The 20,532-nt window shown below is 67.7% G+C and carries 17 protein-coding genes and 1 riboswitch; of the genes, 7 read left to right on the top strand and 10 right to left on the bottom strand.

The window, feature by feature from the left end; translation table 11 throughout:
• Positions 1–17: 17 nt before the first annotated feature.
• Positions 18–2,774, bottom strand: a complete 2,757-nt coding sequence (locus D4766_RS13875) for a YadA-like family protein (protein ID WP_162935757.1) — start codon at positions 2,772–2,774, stop codon at positions 18–20.
• Positions 2,775–3,088: 314 nt separating this feature from the next.
• On the opposite strand from D4766_RS13875, the gene astD reads away from it, so the two are divergent.
• Entirely contained in the window at positions 3,089–4,522 is a 1,434-nt protein-coding gene (gene astD / locus D4766_RS11160; protein WP_120717520.1) for a succinylglutamate-semialdehyde dehydrogenase, read from the top strand.
• Positions 4,523–4,526: 4 nt separating this feature from the next.
• Here the strand turns inward: astD and D4766_RS11155 are convergent, their stop codons facing one another.
• Together D4766_RS11155 and D4766_RS11150 are read right to left on the bottom strand one after the other, a co-directional pair.
• A complete protein-coding gene (locus D4766_RS11155) occupies positions 4,527–5,231 on the bottom strand; it encodes a hypothetical protein (protein ID WP_120717519.1) in 705 nt (234 codons plus the stop codon).
• Between the two features lie 140 nt (positions 5,232–5,371).
• Positions 5,372–5,854 (bottom strand): glycine zipper 2TM domain-containing protein, encoded by a 483-nt coding sequence (locus D4766_RS11150; protein ID WP_120717518.1) that lies wholly within the window; start codon positions 5,852–5,854, stop codon positions 5,372–5,374.
• Positions 5,855–6,060: 206 nt separating this feature from the next.
• Here D4766_RS11150 and rarD point away from each other — a divergent pair, with 206 nt between their 5' ends.
• Positions 6,061–6,999 carry an EamA family transporter RarD gene (gene rarD / locus D4766_RS11145; protein ID WP_120717517.1) on the top strand — a complete coding sequence of 313 codons (939 nt, stop codon included), beginning with the start codon at positions 6,061–6,063 and terminating at the stop codon, positions 6,997–6,999.
• Here the strand turns inward: rarD and pyrC are convergent.
• Positions 6,977–8,014 carry a dihydroorotase gene (gene pyrC / locus D4766_RS11140; protein WP_120717516.1) on the bottom strand — a complete coding sequence of 346 codons (1,038 nt, stop codon included), beginning with the start codon at positions 8,012–8,014 and terminating at the stop codon, positions 6,977–6,979. The two genes, rarD and pyrC, sit on opposite strands and share 23 nt — an antisense overlap.
• 40 nt (positions 8,015–8,054) lie before the next feature.
• Between pyrC and ygfZ the strand changes: the two genes are divergently transcribed.
• Entirely contained in the window at positions 8,055–8,783 is a 729-nt protein-coding gene (gene ygfZ, locus D4766_RS11135; protein ID WP_120717515.1) for a CAF17-like 4Fe-4S cluster assembly/insertion protein YgfZ, read from the top strand.
• Between the two features lie 30 nt (positions 8,784–8,813).
• Here ygfZ and D4766_RS11130 read toward each other — a convergent pair whose 3' ends face one another.
• The gene (locus D4766_RS11130) at positions 8,814–9,272 is read right to left on the bottom strand and encodes a COG3650 family protein (protein WP_120717514.1); all 459 of its coding nucleotides are present in this window, start codon (positions 9,270–9,272) and stop codon (positions 8,814–8,816) included.
• A gap of 103 nt (positions 9,273–9,375) precedes the next feature.
• Between D4766_RS11130 and D4766_RS11125 the strand changes: the two genes are divergently transcribed.
• Positions 9,376–9,873: a hypothetical protein gene (locus tag D4766_RS11125; RefSeq protein ID WP_162935756.1), complete on the top strand. Its 498-nt coding sequence runs from the start codon at positions 9,376–9,378 to the stop codon at positions 9,871–9,873.
• Between the two features lie 154 nt (positions 9,874–10,027).
• Here D4766_RS11125 and D4766_RS11120 read toward each other — a convergent pair whose 3' ends face one another.
• The 4 genes from D4766_RS11120 to thiC all read right to left on the bottom strand — a co-directional run bounded on the left by D4766_RS11120 (position 10,028) and on the right by thiC (position 13,737).
• The gene (locus D4766_RS11120) at positions 10,028–10,588 is read right to left on the bottom strand and encodes a YbhB/YbcL family Raf kinase inhibitor-like protein (RefSeq protein WP_120717512.1); all 561 of its coding nucleotides are present in this window, start codon (positions 10,586–10,588) and stop codon (positions 10,028–10,030) included.
• 49 nt (positions 10,589–10,637) lie between these two features.
• The gene (locus tag D4766_RS11115) at positions 10,638–11,180 is read right to left on the bottom strand and encodes a hypothetical protein (RefSeq protein WP_162935755.1); all 543 of its coding nucleotides are present in this window, start codon (positions 11,178–11,180) and stop codon (positions 10,638–10,640) included.
• Between the two features lie 108 nt (positions 11,181–11,288).
• Positions 11,289–11,717, bottom strand: coding sequence for a glycine zipper 2TM domain-containing protein (locus D4766_RS11110; RefSeq protein WP_234024790.1), 429 nt, complete (start codon positions 11,715–11,717; stop codon positions 11,289–11,291).
• 157 nt (positions 11,718–11,874) lie between these two features.
• Positions 11,875–13,737, bottom strand: coding sequence for a phosphomethylpyrimidine synthase ThiC (gene thiC, locus D4766_RS11105; protein WP_120717510.1), 1,863 nt, complete (start codon positions 13,735–13,737; stop codon positions 11,875–11,877).
• Positions 13,738–13,766: 29 nt separating this feature from the next.
• Positions 13,767–13,874, bottom strand: a riboswitch (TPP riboswitch).
• Between the two features lie 339 nt (positions 13,875–14,213).
• On the opposite strand from thiC, the gene D4766_RS11100 reads away from it, so the two are divergent.
• On the top strand, positions 14,214–17,273 hold the full coding sequence (locus D4766_RS11100; RefSeq protein ID WP_162935754.1) for a YadA-like family protein: 3,060 nt from the start codon (positions 14,214–14,216) through the stop codon (positions 17,271–17,273).
• An 86-nt stretch (positions 17,274–17,359) separates the two neighbouring features.
• Complete coding sequence (locus tag D4766_RS11095; protein ID WP_120717508.1) at positions 17,360–18,046, top strand: DUF6445 family protein; 687 nt, start codon at positions 17,360–17,362, stop codon at positions 18,044–18,046.
• Positions 18,047–18,075: 29 nt separating this feature from the next.
• On the opposite strand, the gene D4766_RS11090 is transcribed toward D4766_RS11095, so the two are convergent.
• Positions 18,076–19,872: a flavin-containing monooxygenase gene (locus tag D4766_RS11090; RefSeq protein ID WP_120717507.1), complete on the bottom strand. Its 1,797-nt coding sequence runs from the start codon at positions 19,870–19,872 to the stop codon at positions 18,076–18,078.
• A 195-nt stretch (positions 19,873–20,067) separates the two neighbouring features.
• Between D4766_RS11090 and D4766_RS11085 the strand changes: the two genes are divergently transcribed.
• Positions 20,068–20,505 carry a response regulator gene (locus D4766_RS11085; RefSeq protein ID WP_162935753.1) on the top strand — a complete coding sequence of 146 codons (438 nt, stop codon included), beginning with the start codon at positions 20,068–20,070 and terminating at the stop codon, positions 20,503–20,505.
• Positions 20,506–20,532 lie beyond the last annotated feature (27 nt).

Here is a 20,532-nt window from a genome sequence, read left to right as displayed (position 1 = left end):
GAACCTCGTCTAGCGGCTTACCAGGCGATCTGGAAGCCGCCGCGTGCGCCGACTTCGCCCGAGTCGAAGCCGATGCCGAGGCCTGCCGACAGCGAGGCGTTCTCGGCCACGCGGGCCGAGAAGGCCATCGTGCCCGCAGCGTTCTTCTGGAAGTAGCCGATGCCGCCCGACAGACCGAAGTTGGTCCCGGCGGGCAGAGCTGGCGATTCCATGGCCAGACCCATCGCGACACCTTCGTAGGCCTTGTCGAGGCCGCCGAAGAGCGAAGTGATCTGGTTCTGCTGGGCCGCGGTGAGCGACTGCAGGCTGGTGATGCTGGCGGTGTTGGCGGCGATGCGGCCGTTGGCGGTGTTGATCGCCGCGGTGTTGGCCGCGACGTTCGCATTGGTGGTCGCCAGCGAGCTCAGCGTCGCGAGGCTCGCGACCGAGACGCCCTGGCCGAGCGTGCCCGAACCGTCCACAGTGGCGAAGTAGGTCGTGCCCGTCTGCGCAGCGGTGCTGGCGGCGATATCGCCGACCGTCACCGAGCTGCCGGTCCCGCCGAGCTTGACCTGGTTGGCCCGGGTCGTGGTCGCGGCATAGCCGACGGCCGTCGAGCCCGAGAAGGCCGCCGTCGCCGACTGGCCGACCGCGGTCGACTGCAGCGCCGAAGCGGTCGCCTGACGGCCCAGAGCCAGCGACTGGTTGCCGCTCGCCGTAGTCTGCCAGCCCAGCGCGGTCGCACCGGTGCCGAGCGCGGTCACTTCCGCGCCGACCGCGGTCGAGTGGAACCCGGCCGCCGAGTCGGAACCGATCGCGACAGCATCCTCGAGGGTCGCCTGGGCGTTGAAACCAACGGCGGTCGAGGTCAGCGCGGCAGCGTTCGCCAGCGTACCCACGGCCACCGACTGGTCGCCGAGGCCGTCCGCCGCGTTGCCCACGGCAACCGACTGCGCGCCCGTAGCGATCGCATTGGCGCCGAAGGCCGAGGAACCACGGCCCAGCGCACCCGACACGTAGCCGACGGCGGTCGAGAAGGTGTCCTGTGCGTTGGCGAGGGTACCCACGGCAACCGACTGGTCGCCGAGGCCGTCAGCAGCGTTACCGACGGCAACCGACTGCGCACCGGTGGCAATTGCGTTGGCACCGAAGGCCGAGGAACCACGGCCCAGCGCACCCGACACGTAGCCGACGGCGGTCGAGAAGGTGTCCTGTGCGTTGGCGAGGGTACCCACGGCAACCGACTGGTCGCCGAGGCCATCCGCAGCGTTACCGACGGCAACCGACTGCGCACCGGTGGCAATTGCGTTGGCACCGAAGGCCGAGGAACCACGGCCCAGCGCACCCGACACGTAGCCGACAGCGGTCGAGTAGGTGTCCTGCGCATTGGCGAGCGTACCCACGGCAACCGACTGGTCGCCGAGGCCGTCCGCCGCGTTACCGACGGCAACCGACTGCGCACCGGTGGCAATTGCGTTGGCACCGAAGGCCGAGGAACCACGGCCCAGCGCACCCGACACATAGCCGACGGCGGTCGAGTAGGTGTCCTGCGCATTGGCGAGCGTACCCACGGCAACCGACTGGTCGCCCAGACCGTCTGCAGCGTTACCGACAGCAACGGACTGCGCACCGGTGGCAATTGCGTTGGCACCGAAGGCCGAGGAACCACGGCCCAGCGCACCCGACACGTAGCCGACAGCGGTCGAGAAGGTGTCCTGTGCGTTGGCGAGGGTACCCACGGCAACCGACTGGTCGCCGAGGCCATCCGCAGCGTTACCGACGGCAACCGACTGCGCACCGGTGGCGATCGCATTGGCACCGAAGGCCGAGGAACCACGGCCCAGCGCACCCGACACGTAGCCGACGGCGGTCGAGTAGGTGTCCTGCGCATTGGCGAGCGTACCGACGGCAACCGACTGATCGCCCAGACCGTCCGCAGCGTTGCCGATGGCGACCGACTGTTCTCCGGTGGCGACGGCGTTCGCGCCGTATGCCGACGAGCCGCGGCCGATAGCCGAAGAGATGAAGCCGGTAGCGGTGCCATAGACACCGCTTGCCGAAGCGGCATTGCCGACTGCTACAGAACCTTCAGCCGAAGCAACCGCAATCCGCCCCACGGAAGTTGCACCGATACCCGTCGCCTGGGATTGCTGTCCGTAGGCGCTCGCGTCCTGCGCTGTGGCAATTGCGTTGTTACCAGTGGCAGTGGAATTGACACCCGTCGCACGCGAACTGTTACCGATCGCCGTACCGGACGTTGCGGTCGCTTGAGCAGTCGCACCGACTGCGACGGTGAAATCGCCGTTCGATTGCGCTGTGGAGCCAATTGCTACACCGCCAATACCGTTGGCGTCGGCGAAAGGACCTACCGAGGTAGCGAAATCACCGTTCGCAGTCGTGAATGTGCCGATGCTAACCGCAAAATCGCCGGTTGCGGTCGCGATGGTACCGATTGCAGTCGTCTGCTGTCCGGTAGCCTCACTGTCTGTGCCTATTGCTACGGAGGCGTTGGTCGCGGTAGCGCCGCCAGGTAACCCGAACCCGCCGTCGCCGCCGATCGCAGTGCTAAAATCATCCGCGGAGGCGCGGACACCGCAAGCTAGCGACGAGTCGTCAGTGGAAGTGGCACCGCCGTCGGTGTCGCCAGCGCCAGCAACGCCATCGTTGTTCGTGTCGAGCAGACACTCGGCCGCCGCGACCGGTGTGGCAGTGACTGCGGTCATCGCGACGACGGCGAGCGTGCCGGTCGATGCGGTCAGGGCGAGCGCGCCCAACCGGGAAACTTGGAACTTCATATCAGAGCACCCCTCTTCGGTCCCGCAATCGCGCGAGACATCGCTTTGCCCGGCGACTGCCGTAGCTTCTTGTTTGCAACCCCTGTTGGACAGCCTGCACGATTCGTTAGTGTGCGGCCAACCTCATATGACTCCCTTGGTGCGCGCAATTGCTGGCGGCTTCAAGTCAATCTTTTCAAGTCCTACACTCAATTTACACCACAATGGAGTGTGGCGCCCGGAGTGACGGCCGGAATGGCGGTAAGGGCTTTTTCCGGCTAGACAGGGTCAACGCGTAAGCCGGCCCCGCCGGACCATCTAACGAAAGTCGCTCCTTGTCCGTACCAGAGATAGTTTCCACCGAACCCGCAACGGGCGCCGAGCTCTGGCGCGGAAAGGTCGGCGATGTCGACGCGACCGTCGACCGGGCGCGAAGGGCATGGCCCGAATGGGCCGCAAAACCGCTCGCGACCCGGATCGAGCTCGTCCGCCGCTTCGCCAACGAAGTGCGCAAGGATCAGGATCGCTTCGCCGAACTGATCGCGCGCGAGACCGGCAAGCCGCTGTGGGAAGCGCGCACCGAGGTCGAATCCGTCGTCGCCAAGGTCGACATCTCGGTCGCCGCCTATGCCGAACGGACCGGACAGAAGAAGCTCGACAACGCGCTTCAGGGTACCGCCGCGGTGCGGCACAAGCCGCATGGCGTGATGGTCGTGCTCGGCCCCTACAACTTCCCCGCGCACCTGCCCAACGGCCACATCGTCCCGGCGCTGATCGCGGGCAACGTCGTGATCTTCAAACCGAGCGAGAAGACCCCGGCGGTGGGCGAGTTTCTGCTCGGCTGCTTCCACCGGGCGGGCATTTCGGCGGCGGTCGTCCAGCTGCTCGTGGGCGGACCGGCCGAGGGGCAGGCGCTCGTCGCCCATCGCGACGTCGACGGAGTGCTGTTCACCGGCAGCGCGCAGGCGGGCATCGCCATCAACCGCAAGCTCGCGACGAACCCCGGCAAGATCGTGGCGCTGGAGATGGGAGGCAACAATCCCATCGTGGTGACCGACACGCCCAAGGTGTCGGACGCGGCCGCGCTCATCGCGCAGAGTGCCTTCACCAGCGCCGGGCAGCGGTGCACCGCCGCGCGCCGCCTGATCGTGGTCGACAGCATGTACGACGCGATCGTGAGCGAGGTGAAGAACCTCGCCGACCGGCTCATCTACGACCAGCCCTTCGCCGATCCCGCCCCGTTCATGGGTCCGGTGATCGACAACGCCGCCGCCGACCAGCTCGGCGAAAGCTTCCTCTACCTGCTGTCCAACGGCGGGCGGGCGATCAAGCACATGCAGCGCCCGAACGCCGACCTCCCCTTCGTCAGCCCGGCGATCATCGACGTGACTGCGATGGCCGACCGGCCCGACGTGGAGCTGTTCGGGCCGTTGCTGCAGGTGGTCAGGGTCGCCGACCTGGAACAGGGGATCGCGGAGGCGAACAACACACGGTTCGGTCTCGCCGCAAGCCTGATCGGCGGCAGCCCGCAGGACTACAACCGCTTCTGGGCCAGCGTGCGCGCGGGGATCGTCAACTGGAACCGCCCGACAAACGGGGCGAGCAGCAAGGCACCGTTCGGCGGGCTCGGCCTGTCCGGCAACCACCGCCCGGCCGCGTTCTATGCCGCCGACTACTGCGCCTATCCGGTCGCCAGCAGCGAGATGGACCAGCCGCGGGCGAGCATGGGCGTGGGCATCCGCGAGGATCGGCGACGAAAACCGCGTTGAGGCGTCAGCGTTCGGCGACGGTCAGGCGCACGAGGGTGTGGTCGCCCTGGGGCCGGGCGAAGACGTCGTACGCGAGTGCGCCCGCTGCCCCGCGCAGGCGCCAGTCCTCGCCCGCCCGCATCAGGGGCGACCCCTTCCCGCCGATCGCTTGGGTCCGGGCAAGATAGAACGCCATGACGTCGGCGCGCGGCACCGGGGTGGTGAACGCGGCGGTGCGAACCCGGCAGGCCGCATCGTCGGATCCCGCCGCATCGACCGTGTGTCCGCGCGGATAGATCGGCATCGCGGCCGGCATTCGGGCCGCCCAGATCGCCGATTTTGCGAGAGTGCTCCGGCACGCGCCAGTATTGCCGACGAGGACCGCGAGACGGGATGGTGCATCCGCATCGGCGGGCAGTGGGTCGGTCGTCGCCACGGGCGCCGACGGCACGACCAACATCGTTGACCCGCCCAGAATAGTCTGCGCTTCCACCTTAGCTCGCGCGATCTCCTCCGGGGTCGCCGGAATGACCGGGAGCGAGAAATCGCTGTCCACCGTCAGCGCCGCCCCGCCCTCGTTGCGGGCCGACAGATCGGGATCGGTCATCAGCGGATCGTTGAGCGCCTGCGCGACCTGCGGATCGCGCGGCCTCGCCGGCTCGGGCGCGTCCTCGCTGTTGCAACCCGCAAGGGCGAGCACCAGGGCCAGCATTGAGGTCGAGCGGATCATGCCGGACTGCCTACCGCATCGAATCGCTTCGAAAAAGGAAGAAGGCGCCCCCGGCCGAAGCCGGAGACGCCTCCCGCGACCCCCTGGGGTGCCGCGCTTGCGACCGCGGGTGGGCACGGTCGCGAAGTTCGTGGTTCAAATCAGCGGCAGCGCGTGCTGCTCTTGTCGATCGAACGTCCGAGCAGCGCACCACCGGCAGCGCCGAGGATCGCACCGAGCGTCCGGTCGCCGAAGCGGCCTGCGATCTCGCGGCCCAGCAGCGCCCCGCCCGCGGCACCGATCAGGAGGCCGGTGGTGCCGTTCGACTTGCGGCAGTAGTACTGTCCGTTGTCGCCTTGCCAGACGCGGGTATTGGCGTAGACGGGCTCGCCGTAATAGGCCTGCTGGGGGTAGGCGTTCGTGCGATAGCCGTTGTTGTAATACGGGGTCGCGCCGTAGCTGTAGGCGCGCTGGCGCTCGTAGCGCTTGTGCTTGCGCCCATGTTCGGCGGACACGTCGCTCCACTGCGCGCTGTTTTGCCAGGCCGCTGCGTGCGCGGCGGGGGCGGCGGACGCCGGCGCGGTGAGTGCGAGGCCCGAAGCGGCCAGCGCCATCGCTGCGGTCTTGATCGTCCTGGTATGCATGTCCAATTCCTTCGTCGTTCTCAGTTCGCGATGGCGAGGCTGAGTGCGAACCCCGTCGTCACGTTCATATTTAAACGTCGTTAGCTGAACGAACAGCAACCGCAGTTTCAGGAAGCGAGTTTTTTCCAGCATGACGCCGCGGCGTAGTTCGCGGCGGAAAACCGTCGCTTGCCGGGCCCGGTGGGCGCGCTTACGGGCACGGCAAGATGAACGAAACGACCGCGCCTGCCCCGCCTTCGGCCCTATCGCCTGCTCCGTCGGGGTTGCCGGCGGCGCTCGGCGCCTACGTCATCTGGGGCTTCCTGCCGCTCTATCTGATACTGGTGAAGGCGGTCCCGCCGTTCGAGTTCGTGGCGTGGCGGATCGTCTGGACGCTGCCGCTGTGCCTGGGAATCGTGGCCATGCGCGGCCAATGGGGCGAAGTGGCCGCGACGCTGCGCAACGGGCGCGCGATGGGGGTGCTGGCCATCACCGCCACGCTGATCGCGGTAAACTGGCTCGTCTATATCTGGGCGATCCAGGCGGGCGAGGTCTTCGCCGCGAGCCTGGGCTACTACATCAACCCGCTCGTGAACGTGCTGCTCGGCACGGCGGTGCTCGGCGAAAAGCTGACCCGCCGTCAGTGGATCGCGGTGGGAATCGCCGGGGTAGGTATTGCCATGCTACTGGGCGGGGCACTGACGACGCTCTGGATCAGCCTGACGCTCGCCTTCAGCTTCGGCACCTACGGCCTCTTGCGAAAGCGGGTGGATGTCGGCGCGTTGCCGGGGCTGACGGTCGAATCGGCGATCCTCCTCCTTCCCGCAGCGGGCGTAGCCGCGTGGTACGGCGCCACGGCGGGATCCTCGTTCGGCCACGACCCGGCGCTCAGCCTGCTGATCGTGCTCGGCGGAGTGCTGACGGCAATTCCGTTGTGGATGTTCGCCATCGCTGCCCGGCGGATGAGCTACTCGACGCTCGGCTTCATCCAGTTCCTCGCGCCGACGATCGTGTTCGTCCTCGGCCTCACGGTGTTCGACAAACCGCTGCACCCGGCGGAGATCGCCGCGTTCGTTGCGATCTGGCTGGCGATCGCGGTGTTCGTCTGGGACCTGTGGTCGCGGGCGCGGGCGGCCCGCGCGGTCAGGCGACCAGTCGCCACCTGAGCGTTTCACCCGCATGGAACGGCACCACCGGCGTGCCCGCAGCGTCGATCGTGTCGGGCACGACTTGATCCGCGCGCTCCAGCGTCACCATGTCCGTGTTGGCCGGCAGCCCGTAGAACGCCGGCCCCGCGAGCGACGCGAACTGTTCGAAATGTCGGAGTGCGTCTTCCTCGTCGAACACCTGGACGTAACTCTCGAGCGCGAACGGCGCGTTGAAGATGCCCGCACAGCCGCAGGCGCTTTCCTTCGCGTCCTTGGAATGGGGGGCGCTGTCGGTGCCGAGAAAGAACTTCGCGCCCCCGCCTGTCGCCGCCTTGCGAAGAGCCAGCCGGTGCACCTCGCGCTTGGCGACGGGCAGGCAGTAGGCGTGCGGGCGAATCCCGCCGACGAGCATGGCGTTGCGATTGATATGCAGGTGCTGCGGGGTGATCGTGCCCGCGACGTTCGGCCCGGCCGCCTCGACGAACTCGACGCCCTCGCGCGTCGTGATGTGTTCCAGCACGACTTTGAGGCCGGGGAAGTTGCGCACGATCTGCGACAGGTGCCGCTCGATGAACTCCGCCTCTCGGTCGAACACGTCGACGTGCGCTTCGGTCACCTCCCCGTGAACGCACAGGACGAGGCCGGCCTCTTCCATCGCCGCGAAGACCGGGGCGAGGTTGCCGATGTCGGTCACTCCGTGCGCCGAATTGGTCGTCGCGTTCGCGGGGTATAGCTTGGCCGCGGTCAGCACGCCTTCGGCCTTGCCCCGCGCAAGATCGGCGGGATCGGTATCGTCGGTAAGATAGGCCGTCATCAGCGGCTCGAACGCAGTGCCCTTCGAAAGCGCATCGACGATCCGGCTCCGGTATGCGCGCGCCGCTTCGGTCGTGGTGACCGGTGGGGAAAGGTTGGGCATCACGATCGCCCGGGCGAACTGAACGGCGGTGTGCCGCGCGACGCCGTGCAGCATGTCCCCGTCTCGAAGGTGTACGTGCCAGTCGTCGGGGCGGCGGATGGTGAGGGATTCGGTCATCGCGCCTTCCCTTAAGCGCCGCCGTTCCTATCTGCCACCCATGGCCGCCACCCGACTGTTCGACCGCGCGATCGTCCGCGTGACCCCCCAGGCCGACGGCGAGGATGCCGCCGCGTTCCTGCAAGGATTGCTGACCAACGACGTTGCCGGACCGCTCCCGGTCTATGCAGGGCTGCTGACCGCGCAGGGCAAGGCGATGTTCGATATGATCGTATGGCCGGGTGCGCCGGGCGAGTTGCTGCTCGACTGCGAGGCCGCCCATGCCGACGAAATGGCGAAGCGATTGTCGCTCTATCGCCTCCGCCGCAAGCTCGCCATCGAGCGCGACGACGGCGTTGCGATCCACTGGGCGGCGCATGCGGGCGATGGCGGTGCGGCCGATCCGCGCCTCGCCGCGCTGGGCCAGCGTTGGCTAGCTCCCACCTCCGCGGACGACGAGGCGGCGGATGCCGAATGGCTCGCCCACCGCCTGTCGCTCGGCGTGGTGGAGGGGCGCGCCGAACTGGGCGACATCCTGTGGCTGGAAACCAATGCGGCCGAACTCGGCGGCGTCAGCTTCACCAAGGGCTGTTACGTCGGGCAGGAGAACACCGCCCGGATGAACTGGCGCCAGAAGGTCAACCGGCGACTGATCGTGGTTCCGCTGGCCGGATCGGATGAAAAGCGCCGCAAGGCTGCCTATCCCGATCAGGGCTTCGCGATCGACCATTTGCGCGTGGACGCCATTCCGGTTTCGGCGGTGCCAGGCTGGATGACGCTCGAGACGTAAGGGATTGGCGACCGGGCCGGTGCCCGGCGTTCAGGGCTGCGCCGGTCCGGTGAACGGGGACTTGTCAGTCCACGCGCAGCCGCTGCGCTGTTCCCCGCGAATTTTGATCGTGGCGAAGAAGGGAAAGCGGCGATCGCTCATTCCGTCGCTGCAATCGCCCGGCGTCACGGCGAGCGCCAGCCGCGCGCCGTCGAACACGCCAGTCCACGACACTCCGCCCCGCCCCGCGAACCGCTCCACCTTTACGGTATCGCCGTCGGGCCGTTCGGGCGTCGAGTAGGTCAGCGCACTCCCCGTGACCGTCCCGGCCCAGAACGGCTCGGTGCCGGAGAAGTTGACCGTTTCCGATTCGCCGATCGCCTCGAACGGCGCGAAGTCGTCGGCATTGCCCGGCATCGGGCTCGAGGGGCCTTCCGCTTGGCAGGCGGATAGCATCGAGGCTGCTACGAGCGCACTCACGTACGCGAGCAGGGATTGCTTGCGGGTCATGCCTGTCGCGACCCGCGGCGGGGCTTGGACTGCGGGAACGGCTGCGCGCTTTCGTGCATTGTCAACATCAAACAGGCATTACATCATTTCGGAGCTTTTCGCCATGAGGCCAACACCTTGGTTCGTGGGCGCGTGCGCGCTCGTCTCGATTGCCGGTGCCGTCAGCGGGGCCGCCATCAACGCCACCCCGATCCAGCAGGCGGGCATCGGTTCGGAAGAAATCCGCCGCCCCGCCGTCGCTTTCGACGCAGCCGACACCGGCCATCGCACCGAATCGCTACCGGATCACTACGCGATGATCACGCCGCAAGGCCGCGTGGAGGTGGCCGAACTCTCGACGCGCGGGCTTTATGCCCAGGACCGTTTTGGCTACCGCGAGGCGGCGTACGAAGCGCCCGCATATTCCGCGGACGAGGCCGCTTACGAGCCTGAGCCCTCATCGATGGCCGAAGCCGATGCTCCGGCGGTCGAGACCGCGCCGGTCCAGGTCGCCGTAACCGCGCAGCCGGCGCTCGCGCTGGCCCAGCCGGCGACCCTGACCGACGCTGCCGGTGGCCAGCCGCGCGTCATCGACGTAGCTGCGACGCTGGCAGCGCGGTAAAACCGTATCGGGCTGCGGCAAACACCGCCGATGGCGCGCGATCGCGCGATTCCCTTGACCGCGACGGCAACTCGTGGTCGATCGGACGGATCGACGACTTGCTACTTAGCTGGTCGCGCTCTTCGTGGCGATTGCCGCGCGGATGGCGCTCCGATTACTTCCGCTCGTAGCGCCCGGTGAGGACAGCCGCACCGACGACGTGGCCTTCCATCGCCTCGATTACCGCGCCACGTCCCTTGCCCGGCGACAGGTCGATCGGTCGATCGAGCGCGAACAGTTGGAACACATAATCGTGCGGACCGTGTCCGCTGGGCGGATCGGGCGGCAGCCAGCCAGCCTGCTGGTAGGAATTGAGGCCGAGGTACGGCGGATCGTCGCCTTCGAACAGTTCGCCCTCGGCGGGCTCGAGGCCCCAGCCGAGCAGGTGCACGAACGGTTCGGGCGTGGGTGCGTCGGGATCTTCCACGATCAGGACCAGAGCCTGGGTTCCGGCGGGCGGCGCCGTCCATTCGAGCGGCGGGCAGCAGGCGTCCTCCTCGTCGGCGGTGAACATGGGATCGAGAAGGCCGCCGTCCATGAACGCGGCGCTGGTGAGGGCAAAGCCGCCCGCGCCCATCGCGCTGTCGCTGCCAAGCTTCGCCGCGGCAAGCTTGCCGTGGCCCGCGCGGACGTCGTGGAGGAGTCGGCCGAGGAATGAAGGTACGTATTCTAGCATGCGCCGTCACTTGCGGAGCCGGCGGCCGATTGCAAGCCTTGCCCGCCGCTCAGTCGGTGCACCCCGTCGCGAACGCGCGTGCGGTCTCTGTCGGCACCGGCGGAAACGGACCGGCGCGCTGTCTGCCGTAGGATACCGTAACACCGTCCGAGGCAGCGAGGATCGCATCGAGCCCCGCAGGCACGGCGCCTTCTCCGCTAATCCCACCCCGGTTTGCGTCACCCGCCGGATCGACCTCGAAGGTCGCCGCCTCGTTGCCCGGACCGACGCGCATACGGTCGCCGGGACGGTCCGGCCGAAAGGCCTGGACGTTCACCAGCAGCCCCCCATTCGATGCGCAGAACAGGTGCACCGCCGCCACCTCGCCCTCGAATGCGCCGAAGAACAGGCCATCGCCCTCGCCGCTCGAAACCATCTCCCAATTTCCGGCTGGAAAGGACGGCGCGGGCTTTGGCGTGGCAGTCGGTGCGGGTATGACAGTAGTAGCAGTTACGCTGCCGGGCACGGCATCGGGTTCCCCGTTCCCCACCGTCGCTTCCTGCGAGCAGGCGGCCACCGATAGAACGACAGCGAACGCGAGCACGGTCCTCATTGCCGCCTCCCGTCGGTTTCCTTCGCCATACCCTTGAACGATTCGCGATCGCTTTTCACGCCCATGAACCGGCCGGCCTCTTCGCCGCTCGCGCCATCAACCACGCTTTTATTGGCAGCGGGTCGAACCTTTCTGGATCGAAGCACCTGCCGCCGCTCCCGCAGCAGCACCCAGAATGGTCCCGAGCGTTTTCGACCCGCCTGGAGCGATCACGTTCCCGAGCACGCCGCCAGCGACGCCCCCGACAACCAGCCCGGTCGATCCGTCCGAACGACGGCAGTAATAGCGTCCGTCATCGCCCGCATAAATCCGGTCGTTCTCACCCAGCGTGTACGAGCGATAGCGCGGATCCGCCCGGTAATACCGGTTTGCGTAGTAATTGCCGTAGCGGGGATCGGGTCGGTCGTAATCATACTGGCCGTACTGGTTGTAATAGCCCGTATCGTAATAGCCGTAAGGATTATCGCCGACCGTCGTGCAAGCTCCGAGGGCGGCGAACGATGTGGCAGCAGCCAACAGGGCGATGATGGGCTTCACGGTTTCGTCTCCTCGTCGTGCTCACGGCCGGAACGGTCGCGAGCGTTTATGAAGTAAGCCTCTGCTCCGTCATTGGTTCCACTTCATCGTTTCATCCCGCCGCGAACCGGCATGACATGTCGGCGGGCACCGGCCCGCCCTTGTGGGAAACCCCCATTCAATCGTGCTCGCGGTCACCTTGTCCCATGTAAAGCTCTCGCCCGGTTTCCTCGTACACCCGGCTCATTTCCGCCATCCCGGCTTCCGCATCCGCCACCGGCGCGGTGGCCGCCAGATAGCTTTCCGAGTTCTGCTTCGCGGCAAAATCGCGCACTTCCTGCGTGATCTTCATCGAGCAGAACTTCGGCCCGCACATCGAGCAAAAGTGCGCGGTCTTGGCGCCTTCCGCCGGCAGCGTCTGGTCGTGGTATTGCTCGGCGGTGTCGGGATCGAGGCTGAGGTTGAACTGGTCGCGCCAGCGGAATTCGAACCGCGCGCGGCTGAGCGCGTCGTCGCGGACTTTCGCCGCCGGGTGGCCTTTGGCGAGGTCGGCGGCGTGGGCGGCGAGCTTGTAGGTGACCACGCCCACCTTCACGTCGTCGCGGTCGGGCAGTCCGAGGTGCTCCTTGGGCGTGACGTAGCAAAGCATCGCTGTGCCGAACCACCCGATCATCGCCGCGCCGATGCCGCTGGTGATGTGGTCGTAGCCGGGCGCGATGTCGGTGACGAGCGGCCCGAGGGTGTAGAACGGCGCCTCGCCGCAGGCCTCCAGCTGCTTGTCCATGTTCTCCTTGATCTTGTGCATCGGCACGTGGCCGGGCCCTTCGATCATCACCTGCACGTCCTGCGCCCAGGCGCGCTTGGTCAGCTCGCCCAGCGTGTAGAGCTCGGCGAACTGCGCCTCGTCGTTGGCGTCGGCGATGGAGCCGGGGCGCAGGCCGTCGCCCAGCGAATAGGCGATGTCGTAGGCCTTCATGATCTCGGTGATCTCGTCGAAGCGTTCGTAGAGGAAGCTCTCCTTGTGATGCGCGAGGCACCATTTCGCCATGATCGAGCCGCCGCGGCTGACGATGCCGGTGACGCGCTTGGCGGTCATCGGCACGTAGGGCAGGCGCACGCCGGCGTGGATGGTGAAATAGTCGACGCCCTGTTCGGCCTGCTCGATCAGCGTGTCGCGGAAGATTTCCCACGAGAGGTCCTCGGCGATGCCGCCGACCTTTTCCAGCGCCTGGTAGATCGGCACGGTGCCGATGGGGACGGGGCTGTTGCGGATGATCCATTCGCGCGTGTCGTGGATGTTGCGGCCCGTGGACAGGTCCATGACGGTGTCCGCGCCCCAGCGGATCGACCAGACCATCTTGTCGACCTCGCTCGCGACGTCGCTGGCGACGGCGGAATTGCCGATGTTGGCGTTGATCTTGACGAGGAAGTTGCGCCCGATCGCCATCGGTTCGCATTCGGGGTGGTTGACGTTGGAGGGGATGATCGCGCGGCCGCGGGCGACCTCGTCGCGCACGAATTCGGGTGTCACGTATTCGGGGATCGCCGCGCCCCAGCTGTTGCCGTCCATCTCGCGGGCCATTTGCTCGCGGCCGATGTTCTCGCGAATGGCGACGTATTCCATCTCTGGTGTCACGATCCCGCGCCGGGCGTAGTGCATCTGGCTGAGGTTCGCGCCGGGCTTCGCACGGAGCACCTGCTGGCGCACGTTGGGGAAGCCGGGCACGCCGCCCGAACGGTCCGGGCCGAGTTGGCCGTTGTCTTCGGGGCGAACCTCGCGCGCCGTGTATTCCTCGACGTCGCCACGGGCGAGCTGCCAGTTGCGGCGGAGCTGGGGGAGGCCTGCGCGGATGTCGATCGTCGCAGCCGGATCGGTGTAGGGGCCGGAGGTGTCGTAGACCCGCACCGGCGGCTCGCCGCAGGAAGGCTCGAGGTCGATCTCGCGCATGGCGACGCCGAGCGGGCCGACATGGATCTTGCGGCTGCCGCGGATCGGGCCGGTGGTGACGCCGATGTCGAATTTGCTGTTGATGTCGGCCATGCGCGTGTCCTCTCGAAGGACGGGGGTGGAGCGCGAGAACCGGCCCTCCCTCCGCCCGTGCTAACGGGTTCAGGTTCGACGGGTCGGAGGATGTGAACCCTCCCTCTCAGCTCGCACAAGCTCCCCGGGGATGGACGCATCCTAGGCGTTCCGCCGTCCGAGCGAAAGGGGCGATGCGCGCAAGCGGATCACGTTGGCGGCGAAATAACGCCTTGGAACTACTGCAGGTGGCTGCCCTATGCGTGCCGTCGTTACTGTGGCGCAAACGCAATAAAGCGGATCAAATCGCCTTGGGTCTACCAATGGAAAGTGCCGCCACTCCCCTGATACAGTATCGCGTTCGTACGACCGGGGAGGGAAAACCGGGGGTCTACAGGCGGGAACGGGTGCGGCGCGAAGGGGCGCCGCACCCAGAGATGCCACCCCATGTCCGTGACCTGCCCGCACGTCGATCGTTCGATCAAGGGGGTCAAGTCATGAAGAAATCCGCCATCCGCCTGTCGCTGCTTCTCGCCGCGGCACCCGCCGCCTTCCTCGCCGCCGCTCCTGCATGGGCCGATGCGACACCCGCGTGCAATGCGACCAACGGGGCCGACGCCACCCCCTCGACCGACGACGACGGGCTTGAATGCGGTGCCAATGCCAGCGCCACGACCGACGGCGTCGCGATGGGCAACGGGGCGAAGGTCCTTGCCGCCAAGGGCAGCGCGGTAGGCGATGGAGCGCTCGTCGACATCACCGGCATCGGGGGGACGGCACTCGGCGCATCGAGCTTGGTCGGTCAGGGCGCCGGTATCGCCATCGGCACCAGCGCACGCTCCACCGGTCCGGCGGCCATCGCGGTCGGCCAGAATGCAAGGTCGAGCGGAACGGGCTCGGTCGCGATCGGCGCGGATGGCGGAGATGGCGGCACCGAAGGGGCCGATGCTGCCGGAGATTACAGCATTGCGATCGGTACCGACGCATCGACCGCCTTCGGCACGATCCAGAACGTAGCACTAGGCGCAGGCGCGGCCGCGAACCATTCGAACGCGGTCGCGCTCGGCGCGGGATCGGTCACCTCGGCGGCGAACACCGTCTCGGTCGGCGCGGCAGGAGCGGAGCGCCGGATCACGAATGTCGCGGCGGGGACGAGTGCGACCGACGCGGTTAACAAGGCACAGCTCGACGCGGCGACATCCGGATCGAAATACGTGAAGGTAAATTCGAGCGCTCCTGCTCCCAGCGCAACGGGTACCGACTCGATCGCGATTGGCGGACTTGCGACTGCTAGTTCCACATGGTCGACGGCGATCGGCTTCAACGCGAAAGCCACCAACCAGATGGCAGTGGCGCTGGGGCAGGATGCCAACGCCAGCGGCAGCCGCGCAATCGCGATCGGGGGAGACGGCGGCGATGCCGATTATTTTGGCGCGCAGGCCGTCGGCGACAGCAGTGTCGCTATCGGTTCGGATGCCAACACGCTTTCCGGCGCAGCCGGAGCAGTGGCGATCGGCCGCCAGGCCACGGCGAAGCAGGTCGATACGGTTGCGATCGGCACGGGGGCACAGGCGCAAGCGGTTAATGCTTTAGCTATCGGGCAGGCATCCGACGCCATGTACGCCGACAGCGCAGCAATCGGGCGGAACGCCCAGTCGCGCGCCGCGGGTGGCATCGCGATGGGGGCGAACTCTCAAGCGGTCGCCGCCAATGCACTCGCTCTGGGAAATTCCACATACGTGGGTGGTATCAATTCGGTCGCGGTCGGCAACGGTGCCGTTTCGAATGGCAGCCCATTCAGCTCCGTACCGGAAGTAGCTTCCGTTGCGGTCGGTGCGATGGCCGCAGCAACCGGCGATGGTGCAGTGGCCGTCGGCGGGGCAACTTACAGCATGAACAACAACGTCGCCATCGGTTCGGCAGCTACGGCTATCAACGGCTTTGGCCAGGTGGCCATCGGATCGAGAGCATCGGCAACAGCAGGCGTTACGGTTGCAATTGGAGGAAGCGCTTCGGCGGAAGGAATTTACGCGTCTTCCATCGGTTACAGCGCTCAGGCCGTCGGCGAATCGTCACTGGCAATCGGAGACGAGAGCACAGCAAGCAGATGGGGCAGCATCGCTATCGGAGGACAGTATGAACGCTCCGGCGCCGGGGCGACAACCGATGGCGAGTACGCGATCGCTTTGGGGAGTCAGGCGGCCGTTTCGAACGCAGCCAATGCGGCAATTGCTGTCGGCGCTCGTTCGACAGTCGAGGCAGAAAATGCGGTCGCGATAGGCAGCCTCGCCAGCGCTACCGCCGTGAACAGCGTGGCGCTCGGCGCCGGTTCTGTCGCAAATGTCGAGAACACCGTCTCGGTCGGCAGCGCAGGGGGCGAGCGCCGGATCACCAACGTCGCCGCTCCGGTCGCCGCCACCGACGCGGCGAACAAGGCCTATGTCGATGCCAGGGTCGCCAGCGTGACCGGCGGCACCAGCAGCGGGGGTCCGTCGTACGTGACGGCCAACACCGCCGCGGGCGCGCCGAGCGCCGCGGGGAGCGAGGCGCTCGCCGTGGGCGGCGGCGCTTCGGCCGGCGGGGCGGGCGCAACAGCCATCGGCAACGGCTCGGGCGCGGCGGGCAACTACGCAACCGCGATCGGCCAGGGCGTCAAGGCCGGCCAGCAGCTCGGCACCGCGATCGGGTACGGCGCGGCCGCGGGCGAGCTGTCGGCGGCCATCGGCGCGACCGCGACCGGTTCCGGCAATTCGGCGGTCGCGATCGGCTACAACTCCGCGGCGACCGACGTCGCCTCCACCGCCATCGGCCAAGGTGCCAGCGCGACGGGCTTGCTCGCCGCCGCGGTCGGCCAAGCATCGACCGCCAGCAAGGACAGCAGCGCCGCCTACGGCGCGCGCTCGGCGGCGACCGGACTCTACTCGACGGCAGTGGGCGGGGACGCGTCCGCATCGGGCTACGCGGCGACCGCGGTCGGCAACGGCGCGCAGGCAACGCATGCCAACAGCACCGCGGTAGGCACTGGCGCAAGGACCACCGCCGACAACCAGCTCGTGCTGGGCAACAGCGAGACCGCCGTCGTCGTCGCCGGCATCGGTGCCTCCACCGACGCGCAGGTCGGGCCGGTCGATGTCGTGACGGTCGATGCCAACGGCACACTCGGGCGGCAGCGCGCCGCTTCTGCCCAGTCGGTGCAGGAGGTCCGCACCTCGATCGATTACATCGCCGCGGTCACCGACGCGCAGTTCGGCGCACTGGCGGGCGACGTGCAGGCGCTCGGCGGCCGGGTCGGCGCCCTGGAGCAGCAGATGATCCTGCTCGACGACAAGATCGCCAGCTCCACCGCCGCCGCCGTGGCGATGGGCGGCGCGGTGTTCCTGCCGGGGCAGAAGTTCAACATGACCGCAAACGTGGCGACCTACGACGGGGCGCATGCCGGCTCGTTCCAGGTCGGCGCGCTGTTGAGCGATCACGTGGCGGTGAACGCGGGGCTCGGCACCGGGCTCAACCGGAACGGCAAGACCGCGGGCCGTGTGGGCGTGACGCTGGGCTTCTGACCTCCTGGCCGCGAACGGACAGCGCCGCGCCGGACGAAATTCGGCGCGGCGTTGACCGATCCCGCCCGACCCGGCACCAAAGCGCCATGGCGTCGCTGCCCCCCGCCCCCGTCACGATCCACCGCTTCGGCCGCGAGGGCGAGCCGGTGGTGCAGATCGACGGGTTCAGCGGGATGGCGGGCGATCTTTTGGCGAAAGGCCGCGCCGCCGACTACCGGCCCGGCGGCGCGGCCTATCCCGGCATCCGCAGCTGGGCCGAACCCGACTACCTTGACCGGCGCCGCGACCTGATGTTCGCGATCATGCAGCGGGTGTTCGGTTTTTCGCGCGGGATCAGCTGCGAGGTGTCGACCTTCTCCCTCGTCACCCTGCCCGAGGCCGACCTGTCGCCGCTCCAGCGCATCCCGCATTACGACCACTCGGCCGGCGAACTGGTCGCGATCATGCACTACCTGCTCGGGCCGGAGACCGGGGGCACCGCGTTCTACCGCCATCGCCGCACCGGGTTCGAAACGATCACCGAAGCACGCGAGCCGGCCTACAACGCGGCGTTGGCCGAAGACGAGCGCGCATACGGCATGCCGCCCGCCCGCTACCACCACGGCGACAGCGACCGCTACGAGATGATCGGCGAGATCGCCGCCGCGCCGGACCGCATGATCCTCTATCGCGGGCGGCTGCTCCATTCGGGCGTCATCCCCGACCCGGCCGCGCTGACCGGCGATCCGGCGAGCGGCCGCCTGACGATTAACATGTTCATGCAGGGGCGCTAGGCAGACTGGCCGCGCCCGCCGAGTAGATTTCAGCCGAACTCCAACCCTGCGAAGTCGCCCGACCTGCGCCAGGCGTCGATGTGGGTGAAATACGCCATCGCGCCTTGCGGATGCCCGGCAAAGAAGCGGGTCCGGTCGTCGAAGCCCTTGCCTTCGTTGTTGTAGTAGCCGGGCGTGCATTCGGTCCCGCCGAGGTTCATGCCCGGCCCGCTCGCGATGAGGTCGACCCAGGCCTTCTGTGCCTCCTCCTGCGGCTCGACCGTCGCCGCGCCCCGCTCCTCCGCCTCGCGCACGACGGCGGCGATGGTGTCGGCATGGTCGACGATGTTGTGCGGCACATTGGCGATGAAATTGGCCGCCTGCGTCGGCTGGACGACGAACATGTTGGGGAAACCGCGCACGTGCAGCCCGTGCAGGGTCCGCATACCGTCGGCCCAGTATTCGGACAGCTTCGTCCCGCCCCGCCCGGACGCGTCGAACCCGGCGCGGTCGGTATATTCGGTGCCGACCTCGAAGCCCGAGGCATAGACGATGCAGTCGACCGGGTACTCGGTCCCGTTCGCCACCACGCCGTTCTCGGTGATCCGCTCGACTCCCTTGCCGCCGGTGTCCACCAGCGTGACGCCCGGTTCGTTGAAGGCCTGGAGGTATTCGTCGTGGAAGCACGGCCGCTTGCAAAGCTGGCGGTACCATGCCTTCAGCGCCTCGCCCGCGGCGGGGTCCTCGACGATGCGCGCGGCGCGCTGGCGGATCTCCTCCATCTTCTGGTGGTCGGCATCCTCCCACTTGGCGAGGATGTTGGCGGGGGTCCGCTCCTCGGGGGGCAGCGTCGCGATCTCCTTGCGGATGCGCTTGCCGAGGTCGGTCCAGCCGTCCTGCACCCAGTCTTCCTTCGCATTCCCTGCGCCCATGTTGCCGACGAAGTTCTCGTGCCAGCGGCGCTGCCAGCCCGGCTCGGCCACGCCCGCGAACCATTCGGGGTCGATCGGCGCATTGCCGCGCTCGTCGACCGAGGACGGGGTGCGCTGGAACACGAACAGCTTCTTCGCCGCCCGCGCCAGGTGCGGCACCGCCTGGACCGAAGTCGCGCCGGTGCCGATGATCGCCACCCGCTTGTCGGCGAGCTTCGTCATCGGCGCGCCTTCGGGATCGCCGCCGGTGAAGGCGTAGTCCCAGCGGCTGGTGTGGAAGGCCTTGCCGCGGAAGGTCTCGATGCCCGGCAGCCCCGGCAGCTTGGCGACGTGCAGCGGCCCGGTGCCGAGCCCGACGTATTTCGCGGTGAACCGGTCGCCCCGATCGGTCTCGATGGTCCAGACCTGCGCCTCGCTATCCCAGCGGAGGTCGGTGACGCGCGTGTGGAACAGCGCGTTCTCGTACAATTTGTACTGCCGGCCGATGCGGCTGCAGTGTTCGCGGATTTCGGGCGCGTGGGCGTACTTCTCGGTCGGCATGTGGCCGGTTTCCTCGAGCAGCGGCAGGTAGATCATGCTCGCGGTGTCGCACTGCGCGCCGGGATAGCGGTTCCAGTACCACGTGCCGCCGAAGTCGCCCGCCTTGTCGATGATGCGCACGTCGTCGATGCCGGCTTCCTTCAGCCGCGCGCCCACCACGAGCCCCGCGAACCCGCCGCCGACGAAGGCGAAGGTCACGTGATCGGTAACCGGGTCGCGCGGCTCGACCGGGCGATAGGGGTCGGCGGCGAGATCGGCGAACTCGCTTTCGAGCCGGCGGTATTGATCCGCCCCTTCGGCCCGCAGGCGCTTGTCACGCTCCTCGGCGTACTTGCGGCGGAGGGCTTCCTTGTCGATCGCGGGTGCGCTGGCCATTGTCTGCGCGGCTCCTTTCCCAAATCCGGTATGCTGGGGTTGTGCGCCAGCTTGGCGGCCGGTGCAACAGGCGTACGCAGCGCAGATTGCGACCCGGACTAGGGTGTAACACCTATCCGTCCGCGCATGGCCGGCTCATCCACCTGCCCTAGGAGCGGCCGACCCTGCAGGAGAACAAAAGCAATGGGCCTTATCGTGCTGGCCGATGCCGACGAGTTGTCGGCCGCCGCGACCGTGGATACGCTGATGGGCGCAGGCCATGCCGTCGCCCGGTTCGCCAATAGCGCTCAGACGCTCGAAGCGATCCGGTTTCGCCAGCCGCACTGCGTCATTCTCGATTCACACCTGCCGGGCGGGGCAATGCGGACTTTGCGGGTCATCCGCCAGAATTACGGGTCGGCTTGCCTGCCGGTCGTGATGCAAGCCCATCCCGATGCGACCTCCGCCTGCCGGACCATTCGCTCCGAAGGGGTCAATGCCGTTCTCGCCAAACCTGCGAGCGAGGACGAACTGATCTGGCAGGTCAGCAAACTGGTCGTGCTGGCGCGACGGACGATTTGCTCCACACCGCGGCCCGCCGCTATGCCGACGCTGCCGATCAGAGCGGCCGGGGTCGCGCGCCGCTTCTGCTAGGCTGGGCGCGCCGACCCCGGCGGTTCC

The sequence above is a fragment of the Tsuneonella amylolytica genome (assembly GCF_003626915.1).
Lineage (GTDB): Bacteria > Pseudomonadota > Alphaproteobacteria > Sphingomonadales > Sphingomonadaceae > Tsuneonella > Tsuneonella amylolytica.
This window is presented reverse-complemented; position numbering and strand designations above follow the sequence as displayed.

Excerpts from the sequence above, each read along its gene's own strand:
- D4766_RS11125 (WP_162935756.1), top strand. The coding sequence starts at position 9,376 with ATGAGGCCAACACCTTGGTTCGTGGGCGCGTGCGCGCTCGTCTCGATT.
- D4766_RS11095 (WP_120717508.1), top strand. The coding sequence starts at position 17,360 with ATGGCGTCGCTGCCCCCCGCCCCCGTCACGATCCACCGCTTCGGCCGC.
- pyrC (WP_120717516.1), bottom strand. The coding sequence starts at position 8,014 with ATGACCGAATCCCTCACCATCCGCCGCCCCGACGACTGGCACGTACAC.
- rarD (WP_120717517.1), top strand. The coding sequence starts at position 6,061 with ATGAACGAAACGACCGCGCCTGCCCCGCCTTCGGCCCTATCGCCTGCT.
- ygfZ (WP_120717515.1), top strand. The coding sequence starts at position 8,055 with ATGGCCGCCACCCGACTGTTCGACCGCGCGATCGTCCGCGTGACCCCC.
- thiC (WP_120717510.1), bottom strand. The coding sequence starts at position 13,737 with ATGGCCGACATCAACAGCAAATTCGACATCGGCGTCACCACCGGCCCG.
- D4766_RS11100 (WP_162935754.1), top strand. The coding sequence starts at position 14,214 with ATGAAGAAATCCGCCATCCGCCTGTCGCTGCTTCTCGCCGCGGCACCC.
- D4766_RS11120 (WP_120717512.1), bottom strand. The coding sequence starts at position 10,588 with ATGCTAGAATACGTACCTTCATTCCTCGGCCGACTCCTCCACGACGTC.
- D4766_RS11130 (WP_120717514.1), bottom strand. The coding sequence starts at position 9,272 with ATGACCCGCAAGCAATCCCTGCTCGCGTACGTGAGTGCGCTCGTAGCA.
- D4766_RS13875 (WP_162935757.1), bottom strand. The coding sequence starts at position 2,774 with ATGAAGTTCCAAGTTTCCCGGTTGGGCGCGCTCGCCCTGACCGCATCG.
- D4766_RS11090 (WP_120717507.1), bottom strand. The coding sequence starts at position 19,872 with ATGGCCAGCGCACCCGCGATCGACAAGGAAGCCCTCCGCCGCAAGTAC.
- D4766_RS11115 (WP_162935755.1), bottom strand. The coding sequence starts at position 11,180 with ATGAGGACCGTGCTCGCGTTCGCTGTCGTTCTATCGGTGGCCGCCTGC.
- D4766_RS11155 (WP_120717519.1), bottom strand. The coding sequence starts at position 5,231 with ATGATCCGCTCGACCTCAATGCTGGCCCTGGTGCTCGCCCTTGCGGGT.
- D4766_RS11150 (WP_120717518.1), bottom strand. The coding sequence starts at position 5,854 with ATGCATACCAGGACGATCAAGACCGCAGCGATGGCGCTGGCCGCTTCG.